This is a genomic window from Kosakonia sp. AG348, from assembly GCF_003337365.1.
Lineage (GTDB): Bacteria > Pseudomonadota > Gammaproteobacteria > Enterobacterales > Enterobacteriaceae > Kosakonia.
The window spans coordinates 56,125-76,702 of the sequence record NZ_QPJR01000006.1; the positions used below are offsets into that span (position 1 = coordinate 56,125).

Below are 20,578 nucleotides of genomic sequence, written 5' to 3' on the forward strand. Positions count from 1 at the left end.
CGCTGTCGCAGACTAAAGGACGCGCCCATGTTTGATTTCCAGCAGTTCCCGCAAATTAATCCACCTTCGCGCCTGTTGATGGGGCCGGGGCCAATCAACGCCGACCCGCGTGTTCTGCGGGCGATGGCGAGCCAGTTGATAGGGCAATACGATCCGGTGATGACCGGCTACATGAATGAAGTGATGGCGCTTTACCGCGAGGTGTTTCGCACGGAAAACCGCTGGACGATGCTGGTGGATGGCACCTCTCGCGCGGGTATTGAGGCGATCCTCGTTTCCGCCATTCGCCCTGGTGATAAGGTGCTGGTACCGGTGTTTGGCCGTTTTGGTCATCTGCTGTGTGAAATTGCCCGCCGCTGCCGCGCTGAAGTCCACACCATTGAGGTGCCGTGGGGCGAGGTGTTTAGCCCGGATCAGATTGAAGATGCCATTGTTCGCATCAAGCCGCGCCTGCTGCTAACGGTACACGGCGATACCTCGACCACCATGCTGCAACCGCTGGAGCAATTAGGTGAGATTTGCCGCCGCCACGATGTGCTGTTTTATACCGACGCCACCGCTTCGCTCGGCGGTAACCGGTTAGAAAGCGATGCGTGGAGCCTGGATGCCGTTTCCGCCGGGTTGCAAAAGTGCCTTGGCGGCCCGTCCGGGAGTTCGCCCATTACCCTCAGCCCACGAATGGAAGCTGCCGTGCGGGCGCGCAAATGCGTAGAACAGGGCATTCGCACCGAGGCGCATCAGGACGGCGCACAGGAGATGATCTACTCCAACTATTTCGATCTCGGCATGGTGATGGATTACTGGGGGCCGGAACGTCTGAATCACCACACGGAAGCGACCAGCATGCTGTTCGCCGCCCGCGAATGCGCGCGCATTATGCTCGAAGAGGGGATGGATAAGCTGATTGCGCGCCACGAACTGCACGGGCGCGCGCTGCTGGCGGGCATCCAGGGAATGGGGCTGGAAGTGTTTGGCGATATCCGGCACAAGATGAACAACGTCCTCGGCGTACAAATCCCGCAGGAAGTGCATGGCGAAGAGGTGCGTAAACGTCTGCTGGATGATTTCCATATTGAAATTGGCACCTCGTTTGGCCCGCTGCAGGGCAAGATCTGGCGCATCGGCACCATGGGCTATAACGCGCGTAAAGATTGCGTGCTGCAAACGCTGACCGCGCTGGAAGCGGTGTTGAACCGGCTGGGTTTTCGCACCGTTCAGGGCGCGGGTATGCAGGCGGCATGGGATATTTACGAAGGAGTCAGTTAATGATGACACCTTTCGATGCCGCACAAGCCGCCAGCCGGGTTATGCAACGCTGTGACGCGCTGGCGCAAATCAGCGAAACGCCGGGTCAGCTTACCCGTGTTTATCTCTCGCCCCAGCATTTGCAGGCAAATGCGCTGGTTGCCGGGTGGATGCAGCAGGCGGGGATGCGCACCTGGCAGGATGCGGTCGGCAACATTTTTGGCCGTTACGAAGGTATCGAAGCGGGAGGCCAGGCGCTGCTGCTTGGTTCGCATCTTGATACCGTGCGCGATGCCGGGCGTTACGACGGCATGCTTGGTGTACTGGCGGCGATTGAAGTTGTTGATGGCCTGAATCGGGCTAACCTGCGCGGCAGGCAGGCGATCGAGATTGTCGGTTTTGCTGACGAAGAGGGCACAAGATTTAACATCGCGCTGCTGGGTAGCCGTGGGCTGACCGGCAACTGGCCACAAGCGTGGCTGGCCTGTGAAGATGCGCAGGGTATCAGCGTGGCACAGGCGCTGGAACAGGCCGGGTTGGATGCCGCACAGATTGCTACGGCGCAGCGCCCGGTCGGGGATTTTTCCGCCTATCTGGAGCTGCATATTGAACAGGGACCGGTGCTGGAAGACGCGGATCTGGCGCTCGGCGTGGTCACGGCCATCAACGGTGCGCGGCGGCTTAGCTGCCGTTTTACCGGTGAGGCCGGGCACGCCGGTACGGTGCCGATGCGTCATCGCCGTGATGCGCTGACCGCTGCCGCCGAATGGATACAGATTATCGAACAGGCAACGATCGAGGCTGGCCCGGAGATGGTTGCCACCGTTGGCACATTGCAATGCGAACCCGGCGCGGTGAATGTGATCCCCGGCGCAGTTGGGCTTACGCTCGATATCCGTAGCCCGCACGATGATAAGCGCGAAGCGTTGCTCAACCACTTGCTGGATGAAGCCACCCGCATCGCCCGGCAACGCAGACTTGAGTTCCGCCACGACATTTTTTACACCATCGCCGCCACGCCGTGTGATATGCCACTGCGTGAAGAGCTGGCCGATGCGGTACACACCGTGCAGGGGAAGGTTTTATCTCTGCCGAGTGGGGCAGGACATGATGCTATCGCCATTGCGGAGCGCTGGCCTTCCGCCATGCTGTTTGTGCGTTGTTATAAAGGCATCAGCCATCACCCGGCGGAAAGCGTGGCCTGTAGCGATGTCGCCCAGGCGCTGCGCGCCCTGAGCCTTGCGGTAGGAAGGCTTATTCACGCGGCGTAGCGTCAAGCTGTTACCACCGTGTCAGCGTGCGGTTATCGGGGATCACGGTAAAAATATCAGCCTGCCATTCTGTTCGGGCGCACCTGAACCGTGGCTGTTGTGATAGTGAATTCGCCATGCTGAGAACAGGCCGGGCTGGCAGGCGCGGCAGGTTGTGTTGGTTTCTGTCTTCGACGTAGTGATTGAGAACGGGTCATTTCGCCTCCTCATCACTACGTCCCTGTCGTGTTCAGGTTGTTCCCCCTTTGGTTTCTTTCTTCCCTTTTAGTGCATGGTTTGCACGCTAACTGTGCATTTCATCGCCTGTATCCGCAGGTGCCTGCTACCTCCTCTGCGTTAGCCAAAAAATAAACATTAATAAATCAAAGTATTAACAAAAATTTATCGAACCAATGCCGTATTGGTTCGCGAATTGCTTAGTAAATAACGAGGCGTACAGACGACATGATAACTAACTGTCTGTAATTAAATAAAAAGATAACGCGAAACGCGGATGAACCAATATGGAAAAACCGTCACGCTATCTGGCAAATTCCAGTACGGCGCTGGAACAACTTCGTGGGCTAATTCACCAGCATGAGTCAACACCAGGGACTCCTCTGCCCACGGAACGTGAACTGGCGGAAAACTTAGGCGTCGGGCGACGCGAAGTGCGGCGCGCGCTGGACGTGCTGGAAGAGGAGGGGCGGATCTGGCGCAAACAGGGCAAAGGCACTTTTATTGGCCCTGCGGCACCGGTTGCACCTCTTGCACTACAGGGACTGGTGCAACAAACCAATATGCTGGAAGTGATGGAAGCCCGCCTGCAAATTGAGCCCGGTCTTGCGCGGCTGGCGGCGCTTCGCGCCAGCCCGGAAAATCTGGCGCTGATGCAGCGCATGCTGGAACGCATCGACAACGTTAACCCGGATGATCCGGATCTGAATGAGCTGTGGGACAGCGCTTTTCACCGGGCTATCGCCGAGGCGGCAGGAAACCGTCTGATGCTCGGTCTTTTTGACACGCTAGACGCGGTGCGGCGCGAACCTGCCTGGCACCATCTGCGGGAACTGGCGCGAACGCCAGCGAAAGTGGATCGCTACAACGATCACCACCACCGCATCATGATTGCCATTCGCCAGCGCCAGCCGCATGAGGCGGCGACGGCGATGCGCGAACACCTGCTCGATCTGCAACATGCGCTGATCCAGGCCATTCATCTTGAGGACGATACCCCATGACGACGATCCCGTTTAAAGAGGCTGCGCCGGTGCTGCGTCTGCATAACCTGGAAGTGCAGTTTGCTGGCAGCCCGGTGAGCGTACTGGACAGGATTTCGCTCTCTGTCAAAAGCGGAGAAACGCTGGCGCTGGTCGGTGAGTCCGGCTGCGGCAAAAGCATTACCTCGCTGGCGTTGATGGGGCTGCTGCCCGCCAGTGCGCAGATCCTTGGCGGTGAGATGCAGTTTCGCGGGCGTAACTTGCGCCAGCTCACTGCGCGCGAATATGCCGACCTGCGCGGTAATGAACTGGCGATGATTTTTCAGGAACCGATGACCTCGCTCAACCCGGCGTTTACGCTCGGCGACCAGCTCAGCGAAGCGGTGATACGCCACCAGAACGTGTCGGCGAATGCGGCGCGCGAGGCGGCGCTCCACATTCTGGAAAAAGTGCAGATCCCGGCAGCAGAGATGCGCCTGAAAGCGTATCCGCACCAGCTTTCCGGCGGTATGCGCCAGCGCGTGATGATCGCGATGGCACTCATCAACAAGCCGCGCCTGTTAATTGCCGACGAACCGACAACCGCACTGGATGTAACAATTCAGGCGCAGATCCTCGCGCTGCTCAACACTCTGAAAGCCGAAACCGGCACGGCGGTATTGATGATCACCCACGATCTCGGTGTGGTGGCGGAAGTGGCGCAGCAGGTGGCGGTGATGTACGCCGGACAAGTGGTGGAGCAGGGCAGCGTGGAGGCGATTTTTGCTGACCCACAGCACCCGTACACCATTGGTCTTATGGGATCGATTCCCTCGCTGGGGGCGCGCAAAGGGCAACTGTCGACCATTCCCGGCGCGGTGCCGTTACCGGAAGCGATGCCGCAAGGCTGCCGTTTCGCCACCCGTTGCCCGTTTGCCCAGGCACGCTGCCAGCAGCAAAAACCCCCACTGACACCGCAAGGGAAAGGCCATCTGGTGGCCTGTTTCCGTGTGCCACTTGAACAGCACATCGCGCTGGGAGAAACCGCATGAGCACGCCGATCCTCGAAGCTTTCGACCTGAGCAAACGTTTTGCCGGGCCAACCCGCTTGTTCGCGCCAAAACGTTATGTCACGGCGGTGGATCGTATTTCCCTGGCGGTTTATCCCGGCGAAACACTGGCGATTGTGGGGGAGTCCGGTTCAGGAAAATCGACGCTTGGTCGCCTGCTATTGCGTTTGCTGGCGGCGTCCGAAGGGCGCGTTTACTACCAGGGAGAGGAGATCACCCATGCCAGCGGCGCGCGATTAAACCAGCTTCGGCGCGAGCTGCAAATTATCTTTCAGGATCCGTTTGCTTCGCTCAACCCGCGTATGACGGTAGAGCAGATTGTTGGTGAGCCGCTGTGGTTGCACCAGAAAATCGGTAAAGCGGAACGTCAGGCACGCGTTGCCGAGCTGCTTGGCACCGTGGGTCTGCCTGCGGCGTGGGCCAGACGCTACCCGCATGAGTTTTCCGGCGGCCAGCGCCAGCGTATTGGCATTGCCCGCGCGCTGGCTTCCGGGCCGAAATTGCTGCTTGGCGATGAACCCGTTTCCGCACTGGATGTGTCGGTGCAAGCGCAGGTGGTCAACCTGCTGGAGACGCTGAAACAGCAGCTTGGTTTAACCATGATCATCGTCGCGCACGGGCTGGCGGTGATTCGCCATATGAGCGACCGCGTGGCGGTGATGTACCTTGGGCAAATTGTGGAAATGGCAACGGTGGATGAGATCTTCGATGCGCCGTTGCATCCCTACACCCAGGCGCTGATGGCGTCTGCTCCGCAACCGCAGCCCGGCATTGTGCGCGAAACGCCGCTGTTGCAGGGCGATTTACCCAATCCCGCAAGCCCGCCGCAGGGCTGCCGTTTTCATACCCGCTGCCCGTTTGTGACAGACGAGTGCCAGCAACGTGAGCCCATCACACAGGTACTCGAAGGTGGTCGCCAGGTCTCTTGTCATCGCTGGCAGGAGATTAACCGCGACCGCAGCGTGATTCAGATTGCTCCCCCCTCAGCCGCGTTCTTGCGCCGTCGCGCGCTGTTTGAACACGCGGCCTCTCACTCCTCCCCTTAAAGGAAACAATAATGATGATGCGAAATTCGCTTTTGACCGTTCTGGGAAGTGTCATGTTGCTGGGCGCGGCACTGCCTGCCCAGGCTGAAAGTGTGCTGCGCGTGGGTCTTGGCGCGGATCCGGATATGCTCGATCCGCACCTGGCGCGTACTTACTATGGCCGTTTTGTCTTCGCTTCACTGTGCGATCGGCTGGTGGACGTGGATGAAAACCTGAAAGTGGTGCCCGGGCTGGCGAAGGCCTGGTCGTGGAGCGAGGATGGCAAAACCCTGACCATGGATCTGCGTGAGGGCGTGACCTTCCACGATGGCGAGAAGTTTGACGCCGCTGCGGCGAAATTCAGTCTCGATCGTGCGCTGACGCTGCCTGGTTCGCTGCGAAAAAGTGAAATCTCCTCTATCGAGTCGGTGGAGGTCAGCGGACCGCTGCAAATTAAGTTGCATTTGAAAACGCCGGACTCGGCGTTGCTGATGCAGTTAACCGATCGCGCCGGCGCGATGCTGGCCCCCGTGGCGGCGAAGAAAGCGGATTTTGCCGCCCACCCGGTCTGTTCTGGTCCGTATAAATTCGACAGCCGCGTTTCACAAGACCGCATTGTGTTGTCGCGTTTTGATAACTACTGGAACAAAGGTGCGTACCACTTCGACAAAGTTATCTACCTGCCGATCCCGGATGCCTCGGTGCGACTGGCGAACCTGCGTGCGGGCGATCTCGATCTGACCGAAGGGATCGCCGCCAGCGATGTGAAAACCGTAGAGGCCGACAACAAACTTCACCTGGCGAAAGTGACAGGGCTGGGGTATCAGGGCATCACGTTTAATATCAATAACGGCAACGTCCCGGCCAACGATCCGTTCAAAGATGCGCGCGTGCGTGAGGCGTTCTCGCTGGCGATAGATCGCGATGCACTCAACCAGGTGGTATTCGAAGGGTTATACGCCCCGGCGAACCAGGCGTTTTCGCCAGTCAGCCCGTATCACGTCAAATTGCCGGTGCCCCCGCGCGATGTGGAAAAAGCCAAAGCGCTGCTGCAAGCCGCAGGGGTGAAGACGCCGATCACCGTCTCACTGCTGGTGCCGAACAACCCGACGTCACAACAAGTGGGCCAGGTGTTGCAGGCGATGACCGCCGAAGCCGGTTTCAATGTCAATCTGCAGATGACGGAATTCGCCACCCTGCTGGACAGGCAGCAAAGCGGCAATTTTCAGCTTAGCTACTCCGGCTGGTCTGGTCGCCCCGATCCCGATGGCAGCATCTTCGGCTTCATTAATAGCAAAGGGACGCTTAACGATGGTCGTTACAGCAACCCGCAGGTCGATGAGTGGCTGACGCAGGCGCGTTTGCACAACGATCCGGCAACTCGTCAGGCGTTGTATGAAAAGGTCGTGAAGCAGTTGCAAACCGATATGCCGATTGCCTACCTCTACTTTGAACCGCGCCTGTTTGGTATGAACAAAAAAGTGCAGGGCTTTAAACCTTACCCGGACGGCATTGTGCGTCTGGCGGGTTTGTCGCTTGCCAACTAAACGGCGTCGCCTGGAGAAACCATGCTGGAATTGATTTGCAAACGCCTGCTACTCGCCGTTCCGACCTTGCTGCTGGTCAGCATGATGGTGTTCGGTTTGCAAAAGTTGCTCCCCGGCGATCCGCTCACTGCGATGCTGGGCGAGGAGCGCGATCCGGCGGTCATCGCCCAGTTGCGCGCGGAGCTGAACCTGGATGCGCCGATTCCGGTGCAATATTTTCACTGGCTAACCCGCGCATTGCAGGGCGATCTTGGCGTCTCGCTGCGTACGCAGGAGCCGGTCACGCACCTGATTGCCACCAAGCTGCCGGTGACGCTTGAGATGTCGCTACTGGCGATGGTTATTGCGCTGCTGTTCGGTATCAGCATGGGCATTCTGGCGGCGGTGAACAGGAATAGCTGGATCGATCACGGCGCTAATTTTGTGGCGATATCAGGCATTTCGGTGCCGCATTTCTGGCTGGGGATCCTGTTGATCCTCATCTTTTCCGTCAACCTGCAATTGCTGCCAGCGTCTGGTTTTGTGCCATTTAGTGAAGATCCATTGCAGAACTTGCGCACGCTGTTGCTGCCCGCGCTGGTGCTGGGAACGGGGCTGGCGGCGACGTTAATGCGCCATACTCGCGCGTCGATGATTGCGGTGCTAAAAGCGGATTATATTCGCACCGCACGCGCGAAGGGGTTGCTGCCAAAAGCGGTGATCATGAAGCATGCGTTTCGTAATGCGCTGGTGCCGGTGATCACCCTGACCACGCTGCTGTTTGGCGAGCTGCTGGGGGGGGCGGTGCTGACTGAGCAGGTGTTTACCATTCCCGGTTTCGGCAAGATGATTGTCGATTCGGTGTTCAACCGTGACTACGCGGTGGTGCAGGGGGTCGTGCTGGTAGTGGCAATCGGTTTTCTCGCGCTGAACCTGCTGGCGGATGTGCTGTATGTGTTAATCAACCCGAAAATGCGGAGTGAATAATGGCAGAACTGTCCACCACCGGCGTGGCGGCATCGCTGCCGCGTACGGAAAACCGGGTACTGAAAAAATTCCTCGCTAACCGTAGCGCGGTGATTGGCGCGGTGATTGTCGGCGTGTTTGTGCTGATTGCGCTGTTCGCGCCGTGGATCGCGCCGTTTGATCCGGTCAAAGCGAACTTTCTGGCAGTACGCAAACCGCCGTCGGAGCTTTACTGGTTCGGCACCGATGAGCTGGGGCGCGATATTCTCTCGCGCATGATCTGGGGGGCGCGCACTTCACTGCTGGCGGGGTGTGTGTCGGTGGTGATCGCCGTGGTGATTGGCGTACCGCTCGGTTTGCTGGCGGGTTACTTCCAGGGCGTCTGGGATGGGGTGATTTCCCGCGTTATCGAAGCGCTGCTCGCCTGTCCGTTTCTGATTATGGCCATTGCTCTGGGGGCGTTTCTTGGCCCCAGCCTGACCAATGCGATGATCGCCATTGGCTTGTCGGCGATGCCCATCTTTGCCCGCCTGACGCGCGGCCAGGTGATCGCGATTCGTAACGAAGAGTATATCGACGGCGCGCGGGCGATTGGTCTGCCGGATCGCTGGATCATCCTGCGCTATGTGTTGCCGAATGTGATGTCGCCGATCCTCGTGCAGGCCACGCTGGCGATCGCTTCGGCGATCATTACCGAAGCGAGCCTGTCGTTTCTCGGCCTTGGCCAGCAGCCGCCCTATCCGTCGTGGGGGGCAATGCTGAACACCGCGAAGGGCTTTCTGGAACAGGCTCCCTGGATGTCTATTTTCCCCGGCGTAACCATCTTTCTGACCGTGCAGGGATTTAATTTACTCGGCGACGGGCTGCGCGACGCGCTTGATCCGCGCCACGACTAAGGAGTTCTGATGACAAAAGCGATTGATTTCAATGTAAATTACGCCTCACATCGCGCGCCGATGATTGGCCGCAACGCGGTTGCCACCTCACAGCCGCTGGCGGCGCAGGCCGGGATGCGTATGCTCGCACTCGGTGGTAACGCGGTGGATGCGGCGATTGCCACCGCCATGGCGCTCACCGTCGTTGAACCGACCGGCTGCGGGATCGGCAGCGATGCCTTTGCTATTGTCTGGGATGGCACGCAATTACACGGATTGAATGCTTCCGGGCGTTCGCCCGCGAGCTGGCATGCGGATATGTTCGCCGGGAAAACGGCAGTGCCAGAACTGGGCTGGGATGCCGTCACCGTGCCGGGCGCGGTATCAGGTTGGGTGGCGCTGGCGGAACGTTTTGCCACACTGCCGCTGACCACGCTGGCGCAACCGGCCATTGAGTATGCGCGCCACGGTTTTCCCGTCTCGCCGCTGATTGGTCACTTGTGGCAGCGCGGCTATAACAAACTCAAAGATCAGCCAGGCTTTAGCGCCTGCTTTGCACCTGACGGGCGCGCGCCGAAGATCGGTGAAATTTTCCGTAATCCGGCGCAGGCGCGCACGCTGGAGTTGATTGCGCAGACTAACGGTGAAGCCTTCTATCGCGGTGAGCTGGCCCAGAAGATTGCCGCATTCGCCAAAGCACACGGTGCGCACCTCAGCGAGGCTGACCTGGCGAACCATAAAGCCGATTGGGTCACGTTGCTGTCGCGTGAGTTCGCCGGCGGTTCCGTGCAGGAGTTACCGCCGAACGGGCAGGGGATCGCCACGCTGATTGCGCTCGGCATTCTTGAGCAGTGCGATATGGGGCGTTATCACCCGGACTCTGTGCAGTCGCTGCACCTTGCCATTGAAGCCATGAAGCTGGCTCTGGCCGACCTTGACCGCTATGTTGCCGATGACGCACACCTGGAGTTTGCCGCCGAACTGCTGCTCAGTGACGATTATCTGAAATCGCGTGCGGCGCTGATCGACCCCGATAACGCGTCTGATTTTGTCTATGGCGCACCGACGCAAAGCGGCACGGTTTATCTTTCTACCGCTGATGCCAGCGGCATGATGGTGTCGTTTATTCAGTCCAACTTTATGGGTTTTGGCTCCGGCGTTGTGGTGCCGGACACCGGCATCAGCCTGCAAAATCGGGGCTGCGGTTTTATGCTTGATCCAAAACACCCGAATGCACTGGCGGGCAGCAAGCGCCCGTTCCACACCATTATTCCCGGTTTTGCGATGGGGGCCGACGGTAAACCGCTAATGTCGTTTGGCGTGATGGGCGGGCCGATGCAGGCGCAGGGACATGTGCAGATGGCGCTGCGCATTATGTTGCATGGGCAAAACCCGCAGGCGGCGATTGATGCGCCGCGCTGGCGCGTGATTCAGGGGCGCGAAGTGGCGCTGGAATCAAGCTTTGATCGCAACGTGATCGCGGCGCTGCGTGAGCGCGGGCATGTGATAACGGTAGAAGATCCGCTGGCTGGCTATAACTTTGGCGGCGCGCAGGTCATTTACCGGATGCCGGAAGGCCACTATGTCGCAGCGACCGAAAGCCGCAAAGACGGACAGGCGTTAGTGAGTTGATGAGCCCCCTCTCCCGGCGGGGAGAGGGGATCGCCTTACCCCAGCGTAAAGGGATCGGCATCCTGCCAGGCGGGAAACTTCTCGCGGTACTCCCGTAACGCGCTTAGTGACAGCTCGGCGTCAATGCGCGTCGCCTGGTGCGGCTCGGCGGTGGCGATGATTTCGCCCTGCGGGCTGATAACCCGGCTGTCGCCACGATAGTGATGACCGTTGCCATCGGTGCCGACGCGGTTGCAGCCCGCCACCCAGGCGAGGTTCTCAATCGCGCGGGCCACCAGCAGCGATTGCCAGTGCAGCGAGCGCGGCGCTGGCCAGTTGGCAACATAAAGCAGCAGATCGTAATCATTGCGGTTGCGCGACCACACCGGAAAGCGCAGGTCGTAACAGACCAGCGGCAGAATACGCCAGCCGCGCCACTCAAACACCACGCGCTCGTTACCCGCTTCGTAATGGTGGTGCTCATCGGCCATGCGGAACAGATGGCGTTTATCGTAGAAGTGCACTTTGCCTTCCGGTTCGACGAGCAGAAAGCGGTTGACCGGCCCGCGTTCGGTTTGCAGCGCGGCGCTACCGGCGATCAGCGCCTTGGTCTGTTGGGCTTTATCCCGCATCCAGGCGATGACCTCATCTTGCGGCATGGATTGTTTCGCCGCCTCCATGGCAAAACCGGTGGTGAACATTTCCGGCAGCACAATCACATCACGCCCGGTGACGTCTTCTAACTGGATATCGAAATGGCGCAGGTTAGCGGGGCCATCCATCCAGACTAACGGTTGTTGTAACAGCGTAATTTTTAAACCAGGCACAATAGCAACTCCCCGTAAGACAGCATCTGCACACTGTAGCATGAGGATAAATAAAAAAACCCGCATGATGCGGGTTTCGATAAGAGGAGAGGGTTTTCAGCGGCTTGCTGCGTCAGGCAGCTTCCGGTTTACGCACTTTCTCCGGCGTTTTTACCACCGGCTGAGTCGCCAGTGCCTCCGGTTCAAAGTCGTCAACGTTGATACTGCGCAGGCGGCTGACCTCGGCTTTGTTCAACAGCGCGGCCTCTTCCTGATTAATCAGCCCGCTTGCCAGCGCCTGCTGGGCCAGCACGTCCAGACGGGTGAACGGCAGGTTTTTGCCTAACTCTTTGCAGATGCGCTGATGAATCGGATCCGCTGCCATCACATCAACCAGCGCCTCTTCCAGCAAGCCGACCGGGTTATGCTCGCTCGGCGTCAGGTACTGGCCGCGACCAATACGTGAACGCGTTGCGCTCGGGGTTTGCAGGATCTTCGCTATTTTGTGATCCAGTTTGTCGGACGGCGCGCGGTAGTGACGACCGGTCGGGAAAATCACCAGGCTCAGGGCACCTGCCACAAAGCGGTTCGGGAAGTTCTCCAGTAAATCATGCATTGCCTGTTCCGCCTGGTAGAGCGCATCCTGCACGCCCCAGTGTACCAGCGGCAGATCCGCTTCCTGACGGCCTTCGTCGTCATAGCGTTTCAGCACCGCCGAGGCGAGATAGAGCTGGCTTAACACATCGCCGAGACGTGCCGAGATACGTTCGCGGCGTTTCAGGCTGCCGCCAAGCACCGCCATAGACACATCCGAGAGCAGCGCGAGGTTGGCACTCACACGGTTCAGATGCTGGTAGTAACGTTTGGTGGCGTCACGGGTTGGCGTGGCGCTGGTTAAACCGCGTGTCAGGCCGAGCCAGAAACTGCGCATCATATTGCTGCCGACATGTCCGATATGTTTGAACAGCAGTTTATCGAAGGCGTCCACGTCGTTATTCTGCGCGGCGGCCATCTCTTCCAGCACATACGGATGGCAGCGGATAGCGCCCTGGCCGAAGATCATCATGGTACGGGTGAGGATATTCGCGCCTTCAACGGTAATGGCGATCGGCGCACCCTGGTAGCTACGCGCCAGGAAGTTGCCCTCGCCGAGCATGATGCCTTTACCGCCGGCAATATCCATCGCATCAATGATTGACTGCTGACCACGGTGGGTACAGTGATACTTAACGATTGCCGAAAGCACCGCCGGTTTTTCACCGAGCATAATGCCGTAGGTCACCAGCGATGCGGCTGCATCCATGGCGTAGGCGTTACCGCCAATGCGCGCCAGCGGCTCTTCGATGCCTTCCATTTTACCAATCGACACTTTGAACTGGCGGCGGATATGAGCGTACGCGCCAATCCCCATCGCGACGGATTTAACGCCGCCAGTGGAGTTGGACGGCAGCGTAATACCGCGACCTACCGACAGACATTCCACCAGCATACGCCAGCCCTGACCGGCCATCTTCGGCCCGCCAATAATGTAATCAATCGGCACAAAAATATCGTCGCCGCGGGTCGGGCCATTCTGGAACGGCACGTTCAGCGGGAAGTGACGGCGGCCAATTTCCACGCCCGGCGTAGAGGTGGGGATCAGCGCACAGGTAATGCCTAATTCTTCCTCGCCACCCAGCAGTTTATCCGGGTCAGAGAGTTTGAACGCCAGCCCCAGAACCGTAGCGATTGGCGCGAGCGTAATGTAGCGTTTGTTCCAGGTCAGGCGCATACCGAGCACCTGTTCGCCCTGCCAGTCACCCATGCAAACGATGCCGGTATCCGGAATGGCGCCCGCATCGGAGCCAGCTTCCGGGCTGGTCAGTGCGAAGCAGGGGATTTCTACACCGCGCGCCAGGCGCGGCAGATAGTGATCTTTTTGCTCCTGGGTGCCGTAGTGTTGCAGCAATTCACCCGGGCCTAAGGAGTTCGGTACGCCGACGGTGATCGCCAGAATACCGGAGACACCCGCGAGTTTTTGCAGCACACGGGACTGGGCATAAGCAGAGAATTCCAGCCCGCCGTACTCTTTTTTGATGATCATCGCAAAGAAGCGGTGCTCTTTTAAGAACGCCCACAGTTCCGGCGGCAGATCGGCCATTTCGTGGGTGATCTGGAAGTCATTCGCCATGCGACAGGCTTCTTCCACCGGGCCGTCGATAAACGCCTGCTCTTCGGCAGTCAGGCGCGGCTGCGGGTAGTTATGCAGTTTTTTCCAGTCCGGGTTACCGCGAAACAGATCGCCTTCCCACCAGGTTGTCCCGGCGTCGATGGCCTCTTTTTCGGTACGCGACATTGGCGGCATCACTTTACGGAAACCACGGAATGCCGGTGCGGAAATCAACGCTTTACGCATCGGCGGCAGGTTAAACGGCACCAGAATAATCGCGAGCGGCAGCAGCACCCAGATAGACCACAGGCCCGCAACGCCGAGCGCGGCGGTCCACGCCAGCAGGATCACGCTGCTGAGCAGCAGGTTAACGCGGTGGTAAAACAGCGCGCCGAGCAGAACAACCGTTGCGATAATGCTCAAAATCATCATAAAGAAAAGCTCCCTTGCTTGTAGGAGGTCTGACCACTTGTGATGTATTGGTTGTAGTGGATGTGATTTCTTTTAGCAATGTGTTTACAAAACAATTACAACCTGGTTCACATTGTTGAGGGCTTTTTGCGCACGGAAAATGAAAACGACGGGGCGCTACGGCTTTAACTTCTCGCCTGGAATAGTATCCGGTACACTGCGCAATGTTATTTACATTTATGCTGAAGGATATCCTCATGTACCAGGATCTTATTCGTAACGAACTGAACGAAGCGGCCGAAACGCTGGCGCACTTCTTGAAAGATGATGCCAATATTCACGCTATTCAGCGCGCGGCGGTATTGCTGGCCGACAGCTTTAAAGCCGGCGGCAAAGTGTTGTCCTGTGGTAACGGCGGCTCGCATTGTGATGCGATGCATTTCGCAGAAGAGTTAACCGGGCGCTACCGTGAAAACCGTCCGGGTTACCCGGCAATTGCCATCTCTGACGTGAGCCATCTCTCCTGCGTCAGCAACGACTTCGGTTACGACTATGTTTTCTCCCGTTATGTGGAAGCCGTTGGCCGCGAAGGCGACGTGCTGCTGGGGATCTCCACTTCCGGTAACTCCGGCAACGTGATCAAAGCGGTTGCGGCGGCGCGTGAGAAGGGAATGAAAGTGATCACCCTGACCGGTAAAGACGGCGGCAAAATGGCGGGCAGCGCAGATGTTGAAATTCGCGTGCCGCATTTTGGTTATGCTGACCGTATTCAGGAAATTCACATTAAAGTGATCCATATCCTGATTCAGTTGATTGAAAAAGAGATGGTTAAGGCTTAAGGAAGGCGATTTTGCCTTTTTGACTCCGGCAGTGCCCGAGATCCTGTCTGTGTGCAGTGAATCGGCGCACTGTCCGTATGCCAACTGGCTGCACCAATTACGCCTTCTCTGATAAGGGCGCTGTGTGGGGGTGTGTATGTGCGAACTGCTCGGTATGAGCGCAAATGTGCCAACCGATATCTGCTTTAGTTTTACCGGTCTCGTCCAGCGTGGCGGCGGAACCGGGCCGCATAAAGATGGCTGGGGCATTACCTTTTACGAAGGCAAGGGCTGTCGCACGTTCAAAGATCCGCAACCGAGTTTTAATTCCCCTATTGCGAAATTAGTACAGGACTATCCGATCAAATCCCGTTCGGTGATTGCCCATATTCGCCAGGCGAATCGTGGCGAAGTGGCGCTGGAAAATACCCATCCGTTTACCCGCGAACTGTGGGGGCGCAACTGGACATATGCGCACAACGGGCAGCTCACAGGTTATAAATCGCTGGAGACCGGTAATTTCCGCCCCATTGGCGAAACCGACAGCGAGAAAGCCTTTTGCTGGCTATTGCACAAGCTGACCGAACGCTACCCGCGCACACCGGGCAATATGGCGGCAGTGTTTAAATATATTGCGGCACTGGCAACGGAACTGCGCGAGAAGGGCGTTTTTAATATGCTGCTGTCGGACGGGCGTTATGTGATGGCGTTTTGTTCGACCAATCTGTTCTGGATCACCCGCCGTGCGCCGTTTGGCGTAGCGAAGCTGCTGGATCAGGATGTGGAAATTGATTTTCAGCGGGAAACCACACCAAACGATGTGGTTACCGTGATTGCCACCCAGCCGTTAACCGGCAATGAAACCTGGCAAAAGATTATGCCAGGCGAATGGGCATTATTTTGCCTGGGGGAGCGTGTAGTTTGACGCCAGCTGCGGCTGAACAGCGGTGTTCAGCGGCTTACTAACCACATAGCGACCATCCACGACCGAGACAATCGGCGGCTGGTGGGTGGTGGCGAAGTAGTCATAACCCGGCTTCAATTGCTTCCAGAAATCCGCATAAGTTGAATATTTATGGCGCTGCATATTGGCGTCGGTCATGCGGAACGGATAGATACTCACCTGCACGTTCGGCTGTCCGAAAACCAGCGCGGCGGTAACAAACTGGAAGATCTCATCAATACCGGAATCCGTCATTGCGTAGCAACCAATCGACACGCAAGCGCCGTGGATCATCAGGTATTTGCCTTCATAGCCGTGGGCGCGATCGTAGTTATTCGGAAACCCAATATTAATGGCTTTATAGAAGCGGCTATCCGGCTTCAACTGGCTGCGCTGTACGGAGTAGAAACCCTCCGGGCTTTTAAAATCACCCTGGCGCTGCTTGGGGCCTAACCCGCCGGAGTAATTACAAATCTTGTAGCTGTCGAGCAACTGATATTGCTCGCCCATCTTGACGTAAAGATCAAGGGTGCGCTCTTCTTTGAAGATCTGGATATAAACCGGCGACCCCATCAACTGCTGCTTATATTCTTTGCTGACCGGCGTTACTGAACCGTTGCTGCTCACCAGGCCAGCAAAAGAGACGCACGGAAGCAGAAGCATCGCAATAAATAATGCGATTTTGCGCATACTACTTGTTTCCTTGATAAAGCTAATACCACATTGCCAGGACGGCAAAAGAAGCCCAAAATTCAGACTATTCTGTTTTGGAGCGCCCACATTAGCATTACGGCATTTTTTCGCAAGCCCCAATCTACGTCGTCTTTCACGCTGCCTCTTTATTGGCTTCGCTTTTGTCTCGCGCGAATAAGATTGGGGATTATGTATCAAACGCTTGGCCGAAAGCTGGCGACTATTATGCGAGTAAAAAGCCTGAATTACCGCTTATATTCCTCTCTTTTCGTCGGATTTACGTACTGGCTTCTCAATTGCTGTAAGTGTGCTGTATACTTATCCAGTGTTCTGTGAGGGCGTACGCATGCGCAAAATCATACATGTTGATATGGACTGCTTTTTCGCGGCGGTTGAGATGCGCGATAACCCGGCCCTGCGCGATATTCCCATCGCTATCGGCGGCAGCCGGGTACAACGCGGCGTGATCAGCACGGCGAACTATCCGGCACGCAAATTTGGCGTACGCAGCGCGATGCCAACAGCGATGGCGCTTAAACTCTGCCCGCACCTCACGCTATTGCCCGGTCGTTTTGACGCTTATCAAGAAGCGTCTAACCAGATCCGCGATATCTTCTCTCGCTACACCTCGCGTATTGAACCGCTCTCGCTGGATGAAGCCTATCTTGATGTTACCGATAGCCCGCACTGCCACGGTTCGGCGACGCTAATGGCGCAGGAGATTCGCCAGACCATTTTTAATGAAACCCAACTGACTGCGTCGGCGGGCGTTGCGCCGGTGAAGTTTCTCGCCAAAATTGCCTCCGATCTCAACAAACCCAACGGGCAATATGTGATTACGCCCGCTGATGTCCCGGCGTTTCTGCGCACGCTACCGCTCGGCAAAATCCCCGGTGTGGGGAAGGTATCAGCGGCAAAACTGGAAACGCTGGGGCTGCGCACCTGTGAAGATGTGCAAAAGAGCGACCTGGCCATGCTGCTTAAACGCTTTGGTAAATTTGGCCGTATTTTATGGGAGCGCAGTCAGGGCATTGACGAGCGGGAAATTAACAGCGAACGGTTGCGTAAATCGGTGGGCGTGGAGCGGACGCTGGCGGAAGATATTCACAGCTGGGAAGAGTGCGAAGCGATTATCGAACATCTCTACCCTGAGCTTGAGCGGCGGTTGGCAAAAGTAAAACCGGATCTGTTAATTGCTCGCCAGGGGGTAAAACTGAAATTTAATGATTTCCAGCTTACGACTCAGGAGCATGTCTGGCCGCGGTTAAATAAAGAAGATTTACTGGCGACGGCGCAAAAAACCTGGAACGACCGCCGCAGCGGGCGCGGTGTCCGGCTGGTTGGGTTGCATGTCACGCTGCTTGATCCTCAACTGGAACGGCAACTGGTGTTAGGGCTATAAAATTACGCTACGGATCTATTACACGCTTCTTTATCCCCGACGTTTATTTCACATTACTGCACAAGAATTTCACCGTGCCCTGATGTCTCTTTGTCGTTCCTGTAACCCCGGTTTCGTCTGCCGGTCCCTTTTATTTGTTCATATATAAAAGGAGATACGGGCAATTCTCTTTGCCATCTCGTTTCGGAAAATATTTCTACTAAACGGCTGGCAACCTTGCTGATTGCTCATCGTCTGCAACAAATAAAGGATGTTCAACGCGTGACGCTGAAATTAGAACATCGATTGTTTCACCCGCAGATTAAACGGGGAGAAACCCGCTGTGCGCGTTTAAAGGGATTGCATTTAAGGCAGTGTAGAGTCGGGGAAAATGTCCGCGCCGGGCGGCGCGGACAACAGGCTTATTTCGCCGGAATCGCTTTCAGCAATTCGGTCAGCAGGGTCCAGTAATGGCCCACGCTTTCGATATGCACTTGCTCATCCGGTGAGTGCGGGCCGGTGATGGTTGGCCCAATCGATACCATATCCATATCCGGGTACGGTTTTTTGAACAGACCGCACTCCAGACCCGCGTGGATCACCTGAATATTCGGCGTTTTGTTGAACAGACGCTGATAAGTTTCACGCACCAGCGCCATCACCGGTGAACGCGCGTCCGGCTGCCAGCCCGGGTAGCCGCCTTTCGGTGCGGTTTTCGCTCCCGCCAGCGCACCCAGTGACTCCAGCATGCTCACCACATAATCTTTCCCGCTATCTACCAGCGAGCGGATCAGGCAGATGATCTCGGCGTTGTCGTCTTGCAGCGTTACCACGCCCACGTTCAGCGAGGTTTCTACCACGCCTTTGGCGACGTCAGAGTTGCGAATAACCCCGTTCGGCGTCGCGTTCAGCAGGCGCACAAACGTATCGCGCGAGGCGGTGGTCAGCGCCGCTTTATCGCTGCTTGCGCTGTCCAGCAGTACCAGCAGATTCTTCTCTTTGGCTTCCAGCTCGTTTTTCAGGATTGCCTGATATTCGCTGGCCAGCGTTTTCAGCTGCGCGGCTTTATCTGCCGGAATGGCGAAAACAGCAATCGCTTCGCGCGGAATCGCGTTACGCAACGTACCGCCAGTGAAATCCAGCAGACGCAGATCCAGCTCCGCCGCGTGACCGGCCAGGAAGCGCGCCAGCAGTTTGTTGGCGTTACCTAAACCGACATGAATTTCGGCACCAGAGTGGCCGCCTTTCAGCCCTTTCAGCGTCAGCTTGAAGGTTTCATACCCGGACGGTACGGCTTCGCGGGTGAGTGGCAGGGTGGTGATAAAATCGATACCACCTGCGCACCCCATGTAGATTTCACCCTCTTCTTCAGAGTCGGTGTTAATCAGAATGTCCGCCTGCAGCCAGTTCGCTTGCAGACCAAACGCGCCATCCATGCCTGCTTCTTCGGTCATGGTCAGCAGCACTTCCAGCGGACCGTGTTCAACGCTGTCATCTGCCAGCACCGCCAGCGCGGAAGCCATGCCAATGCCGTTATCCGCGCCGAGCGTGGTGCCGCGCGCTTTAACCCATTCACCGTCTACATACGGGCGAATCGGATCGGTGGTGAAATCGTGTACTGTGTCGTTATTTTTCTGCGGCACCATATCAAGGTGTGCTTGCAGAACTACCGGCTTGCGGTTTTCCATGCCAACGGTGGCTGGTTTACGGATCAGAATGTTGCCAACCTGGTCGCGTTCCGCATGCAACCCCTTTTCTTTCGCCCAGCCCATAATGTGACCGGCGAGTTGTTCTTCATGGTAGGACGGGTGCGGAATAGAACAAATTTTGGCAAAAATATCCCACAGCGGCTGTGGCGATAGGTGAGACAGTTCAGACACGATGAGTCTCCTTACGAAGAGCCTGCGCAACATACCTTGCAGGTCACAGGGTTAAATAAACGAACATCGCAAGCCGTCAGCTTGCGAGATGGCGTTGAGAATAACACTTTATTGCCGCGCTGCGAGCACCAGTGCGCGGAAAAAGCGCCGGTAATGCCGGGTAATACTGGTTTTTAGCGCTTCAGATCTCTATAATCTCGCGCAACCTATTTCCCCCTCGAATAATTTTTAAGCCGTAAAACACAGGCTGGGACACTTCACATGAGCGAAAAATACGTCGTCACCTGGGACATGTTGCAGATTCACGCACGCAAACTGGCCGCCCGATTGATGCCTTCAGAACAATGGAAAGGCATTATTGCCGTAAGCCGTGGTGGTCTGGTGCCAGGCGCATTGCTGGCGCGTGAGCTGGGCATTCGTCATGTTGATACCGTATGTATCTCCAGCTACGACCACGACAACCAGCGCGAGCTGAAAGTCCTGAAACGCGCAGAAGGTGACGGCGAAGGTTTTATCGTGATCGACGATCTGGTGGACACCGGTGGTACCGCTGTCGCCATTCGTGAAATGTATCCCAAAGCGCATTTCGTCACTATTTTCGCCAAACCGGCAGGTCGCCCGCTGGTTGACGATTACGTGATCGATATCCCGCAGGACACCTGGATTGAGCAGCCATGGGATATGGGCGTGGTGTTTGTGCCGCCAATCAGCGGCCGTTAATTCTGCTTTG

17 protein-coding genes are annotated in these 20,578 nt (G+C 57.0%); 13 read left to right on the top strand and 4 right to left on the bottom strand.

Annotated elements, in window-relative coordinates:
* The first annotated feature begins 27 nt into the window (after positions 1-27).
* The 9 genes from DFO56_RS15475 to DFO56_RS15515 all read left to right on the top strand — a co-directional run bounded on the left by DFO56_RS15475 (position 28) and on the right by DFO56_RS15515 (position 10,788).
* Positions 28-1,266 (top strand): alanine--glyoxylate aminotransferase family protein, encoded by a 1,239-nt coding sequence (locus DFO56_RS15475; RefSeq protein WP_045513271.1) that lies wholly within the window; start codon positions 28-30, stop codon positions 1,264-1,266.
* A complete protein-coding gene (hpxK, locus tag DFO56_RS15480; protein WP_045513267.1) occupies positions 1,266-2,516 on the top strand; it encodes an allantoate amidohydrolase in 1,251 nt (416 codons plus the stop codon). Before DFO56_RS15475 ends, hpxK begins: the two co-directional genes overlap by 1 nt.
* Before the next feature lie 503 nt (positions 2,517-3,019).
* A complete protein-coding gene (locus DFO56_RS15485; RefSeq protein WP_017458765.1) occupies positions 3,020-3,736 on the top strand; it encodes a FadR/GntR family transcriptional regulator in 717 nt (238 codons plus the stop codon).
* A complete protein-coding gene (locus DFO56_RS15490) occupies positions 3,733-4,746 on the top strand; it encodes an ABC transporter ATP-binding protein (RefSeq protein WP_045513264.1) in 1,014 nt (337 codons plus the stop codon). The genes DFO56_RS15485 and DFO56_RS15490 overlap by 4 nt, the downstream gene beginning before the upstream one ends.
* Entirely contained in the window at positions 4,743-5,810 is a 1,068-nt protein-coding gene (locus tag DFO56_RS15495; RefSeq protein WP_045513262.1) for an ABC transporter ATP-binding protein, read from the top strand. The genes DFO56_RS15490 and DFO56_RS15495 overlap by 4 nt, the downstream gene beginning before the upstream one ends.
* A gap of 11 nt (positions 5,811-5,821) precedes the next feature.
* Positions 5,822-7,336: an ABC transporter substrate-binding protein gene (locus DFO56_RS15500; RefSeq protein WP_020456679.1), complete on the top strand. Its 1,515-nt coding sequence runs from the start codon at positions 5,822-5,824 to the stop codon at positions 7,334-7,336.
* A gap of 21 nt (positions 7,337-7,357) precedes the next feature.
* Positions 7,358-8,302, top strand: coding sequence for an ABC transporter permease (locus tag DFO56_RS15505; RefSeq protein ID WP_045513259.1), 945 nt, complete (start codon positions 7,358-7,360; stop codon positions 8,300-8,302).
* Positions 8,302-9,177, top strand: a complete 876-nt coding sequence (locus DFO56_RS15510) for an ABC transporter permease (RefSeq protein ID WP_020456681.1) — start codon at positions 8,302-8,304, stop codon at positions 9,175-9,177. Before DFO56_RS15505 ends, DFO56_RS15510 begins: the two co-directional genes overlap by 1 nt.
* A 9-nt stretch (positions 9,178-9,186) precedes the next feature.
* Positions 9,187-10,788: a gamma-glutamyltransferase family protein gene (locus tag DFO56_RS15515; protein WP_045513256.1), complete on the top strand. Its 1,602-nt coding sequence runs from the start codon at positions 9,187-9,189 to the stop codon at positions 10,786-10,788.
* Between the two features lie 35 nt (positions 10,789-10,823).
* Here DFO56_RS15515 and DFO56_RS15520 read toward each other — a convergent pair whose 3' ends face one another.
* Positions 10,824-11,594 carry an amidohydrolase gene (locus tag DFO56_RS15520; RefSeq protein ID WP_020456683.1) on the bottom strand — a complete coding sequence of 257 codons (771 nt, stop codon included), beginning with the start codon at positions 11,592-11,594 and terminating at the stop codon, positions 10,824-10,826.
* Between the two features lie 112 nt (positions 11,595-11,706).
* Positions 11,707-14,154, bottom strand: coding sequence for an acyl-CoA dehydrogenase FadE (gene fadE / locus DFO56_RS15525; protein WP_045513253.1), 2,448 nt, complete (start codon positions 14,152-14,154; stop codon positions 11,707-11,709).
* A 236-nt stretch (positions 14,155-14,390) separates the two neighbouring features.
* On the opposite strand from fadE, the gene lpcA reads away from it, so the two are divergent.
* Both lpcA and DFO56_RS15535 read left to right on the top strand, forming a co-directional pair.
* Entirely contained in the window at positions 14,391-14,972 is a 582-nt protein-coding gene (gene lpcA / locus DFO56_RS15530; RefSeq protein WP_045513251.1) for a D-sedoheptulose 7-phosphate isomerase, read from the top strand.
* 136 nt (positions 14,973-15,108) lie between these two features.
* Positions 15,109-15,876 (top strand): class II glutamine amidotransferase, encoded by a 768-nt coding sequence (locus DFO56_RS15535; protein WP_045513248.1) that lies wholly within the window; start codon positions 15,109-15,111, stop codon positions 15,874-15,876.
* On the opposite strand, the gene dpaA is transcribed toward DFO56_RS15535, so the two are convergent.
* Complete coding sequence (dpaA, locus tag DFO56_RS15540; RefSeq protein WP_045513245.1) at positions 15,847-16,584, bottom strand: peptidoglycan meso-diaminopimelic acid protein amidase; 738 nt, start codon at positions 16,582-16,584, stop codon at positions 15,847-15,849. The two genes, DFO56_RS15535 and dpaA, sit on opposite strands and share 30 nt — an antisense overlap.
* Positions 16,585-16,933: 349 nt before the next feature.
* Between dpaA and dinB the strand changes: the two genes are divergently transcribed.
* Positions 16,934-17,989, top strand: a complete 1,056-nt coding sequence (gene dinB, locus DFO56_RS15545; protein WP_045513242.1) for a DNA polymerase IV — start codon at positions 16,934-16,936, stop codon at positions 17,987-17,989.
* A 401-nt stretch (positions 17,990-18,390) separates the two neighbouring features.
* Here the strand turns inward: dinB and pepD are convergent, their stop codons facing one another.
* On the bottom strand, positions 18,391-19,848 hold the full coding sequence (gene pepD / locus DFO56_RS15550; RefSeq protein WP_045513357.1) for a cytosol nonspecific dipeptidase: 1,458 nt from the start codon (positions 19,846-19,848) through the stop codon (positions 18,391-18,393).
* Positions 19,849-20,109: 261 nt separating this feature from the next.
* Here pepD and gpt point away from each other — a divergent pair, with 261 nt between their 5' ends.
* The gene (gene gpt / locus DFO56_RS15555; protein ID WP_003863205.1) at positions 20,110-20,568 is read left to right on the top strand and encodes a xanthine phosphoribosyltransferase; all 459 of its coding nucleotides are present in this window, start codon (positions 20,110-20,112) and stop codon (positions 20,566-20,568) included.
* The last annotated feature ends 10 nt before the right edge of the window (positions 20,569-20,578 follow it).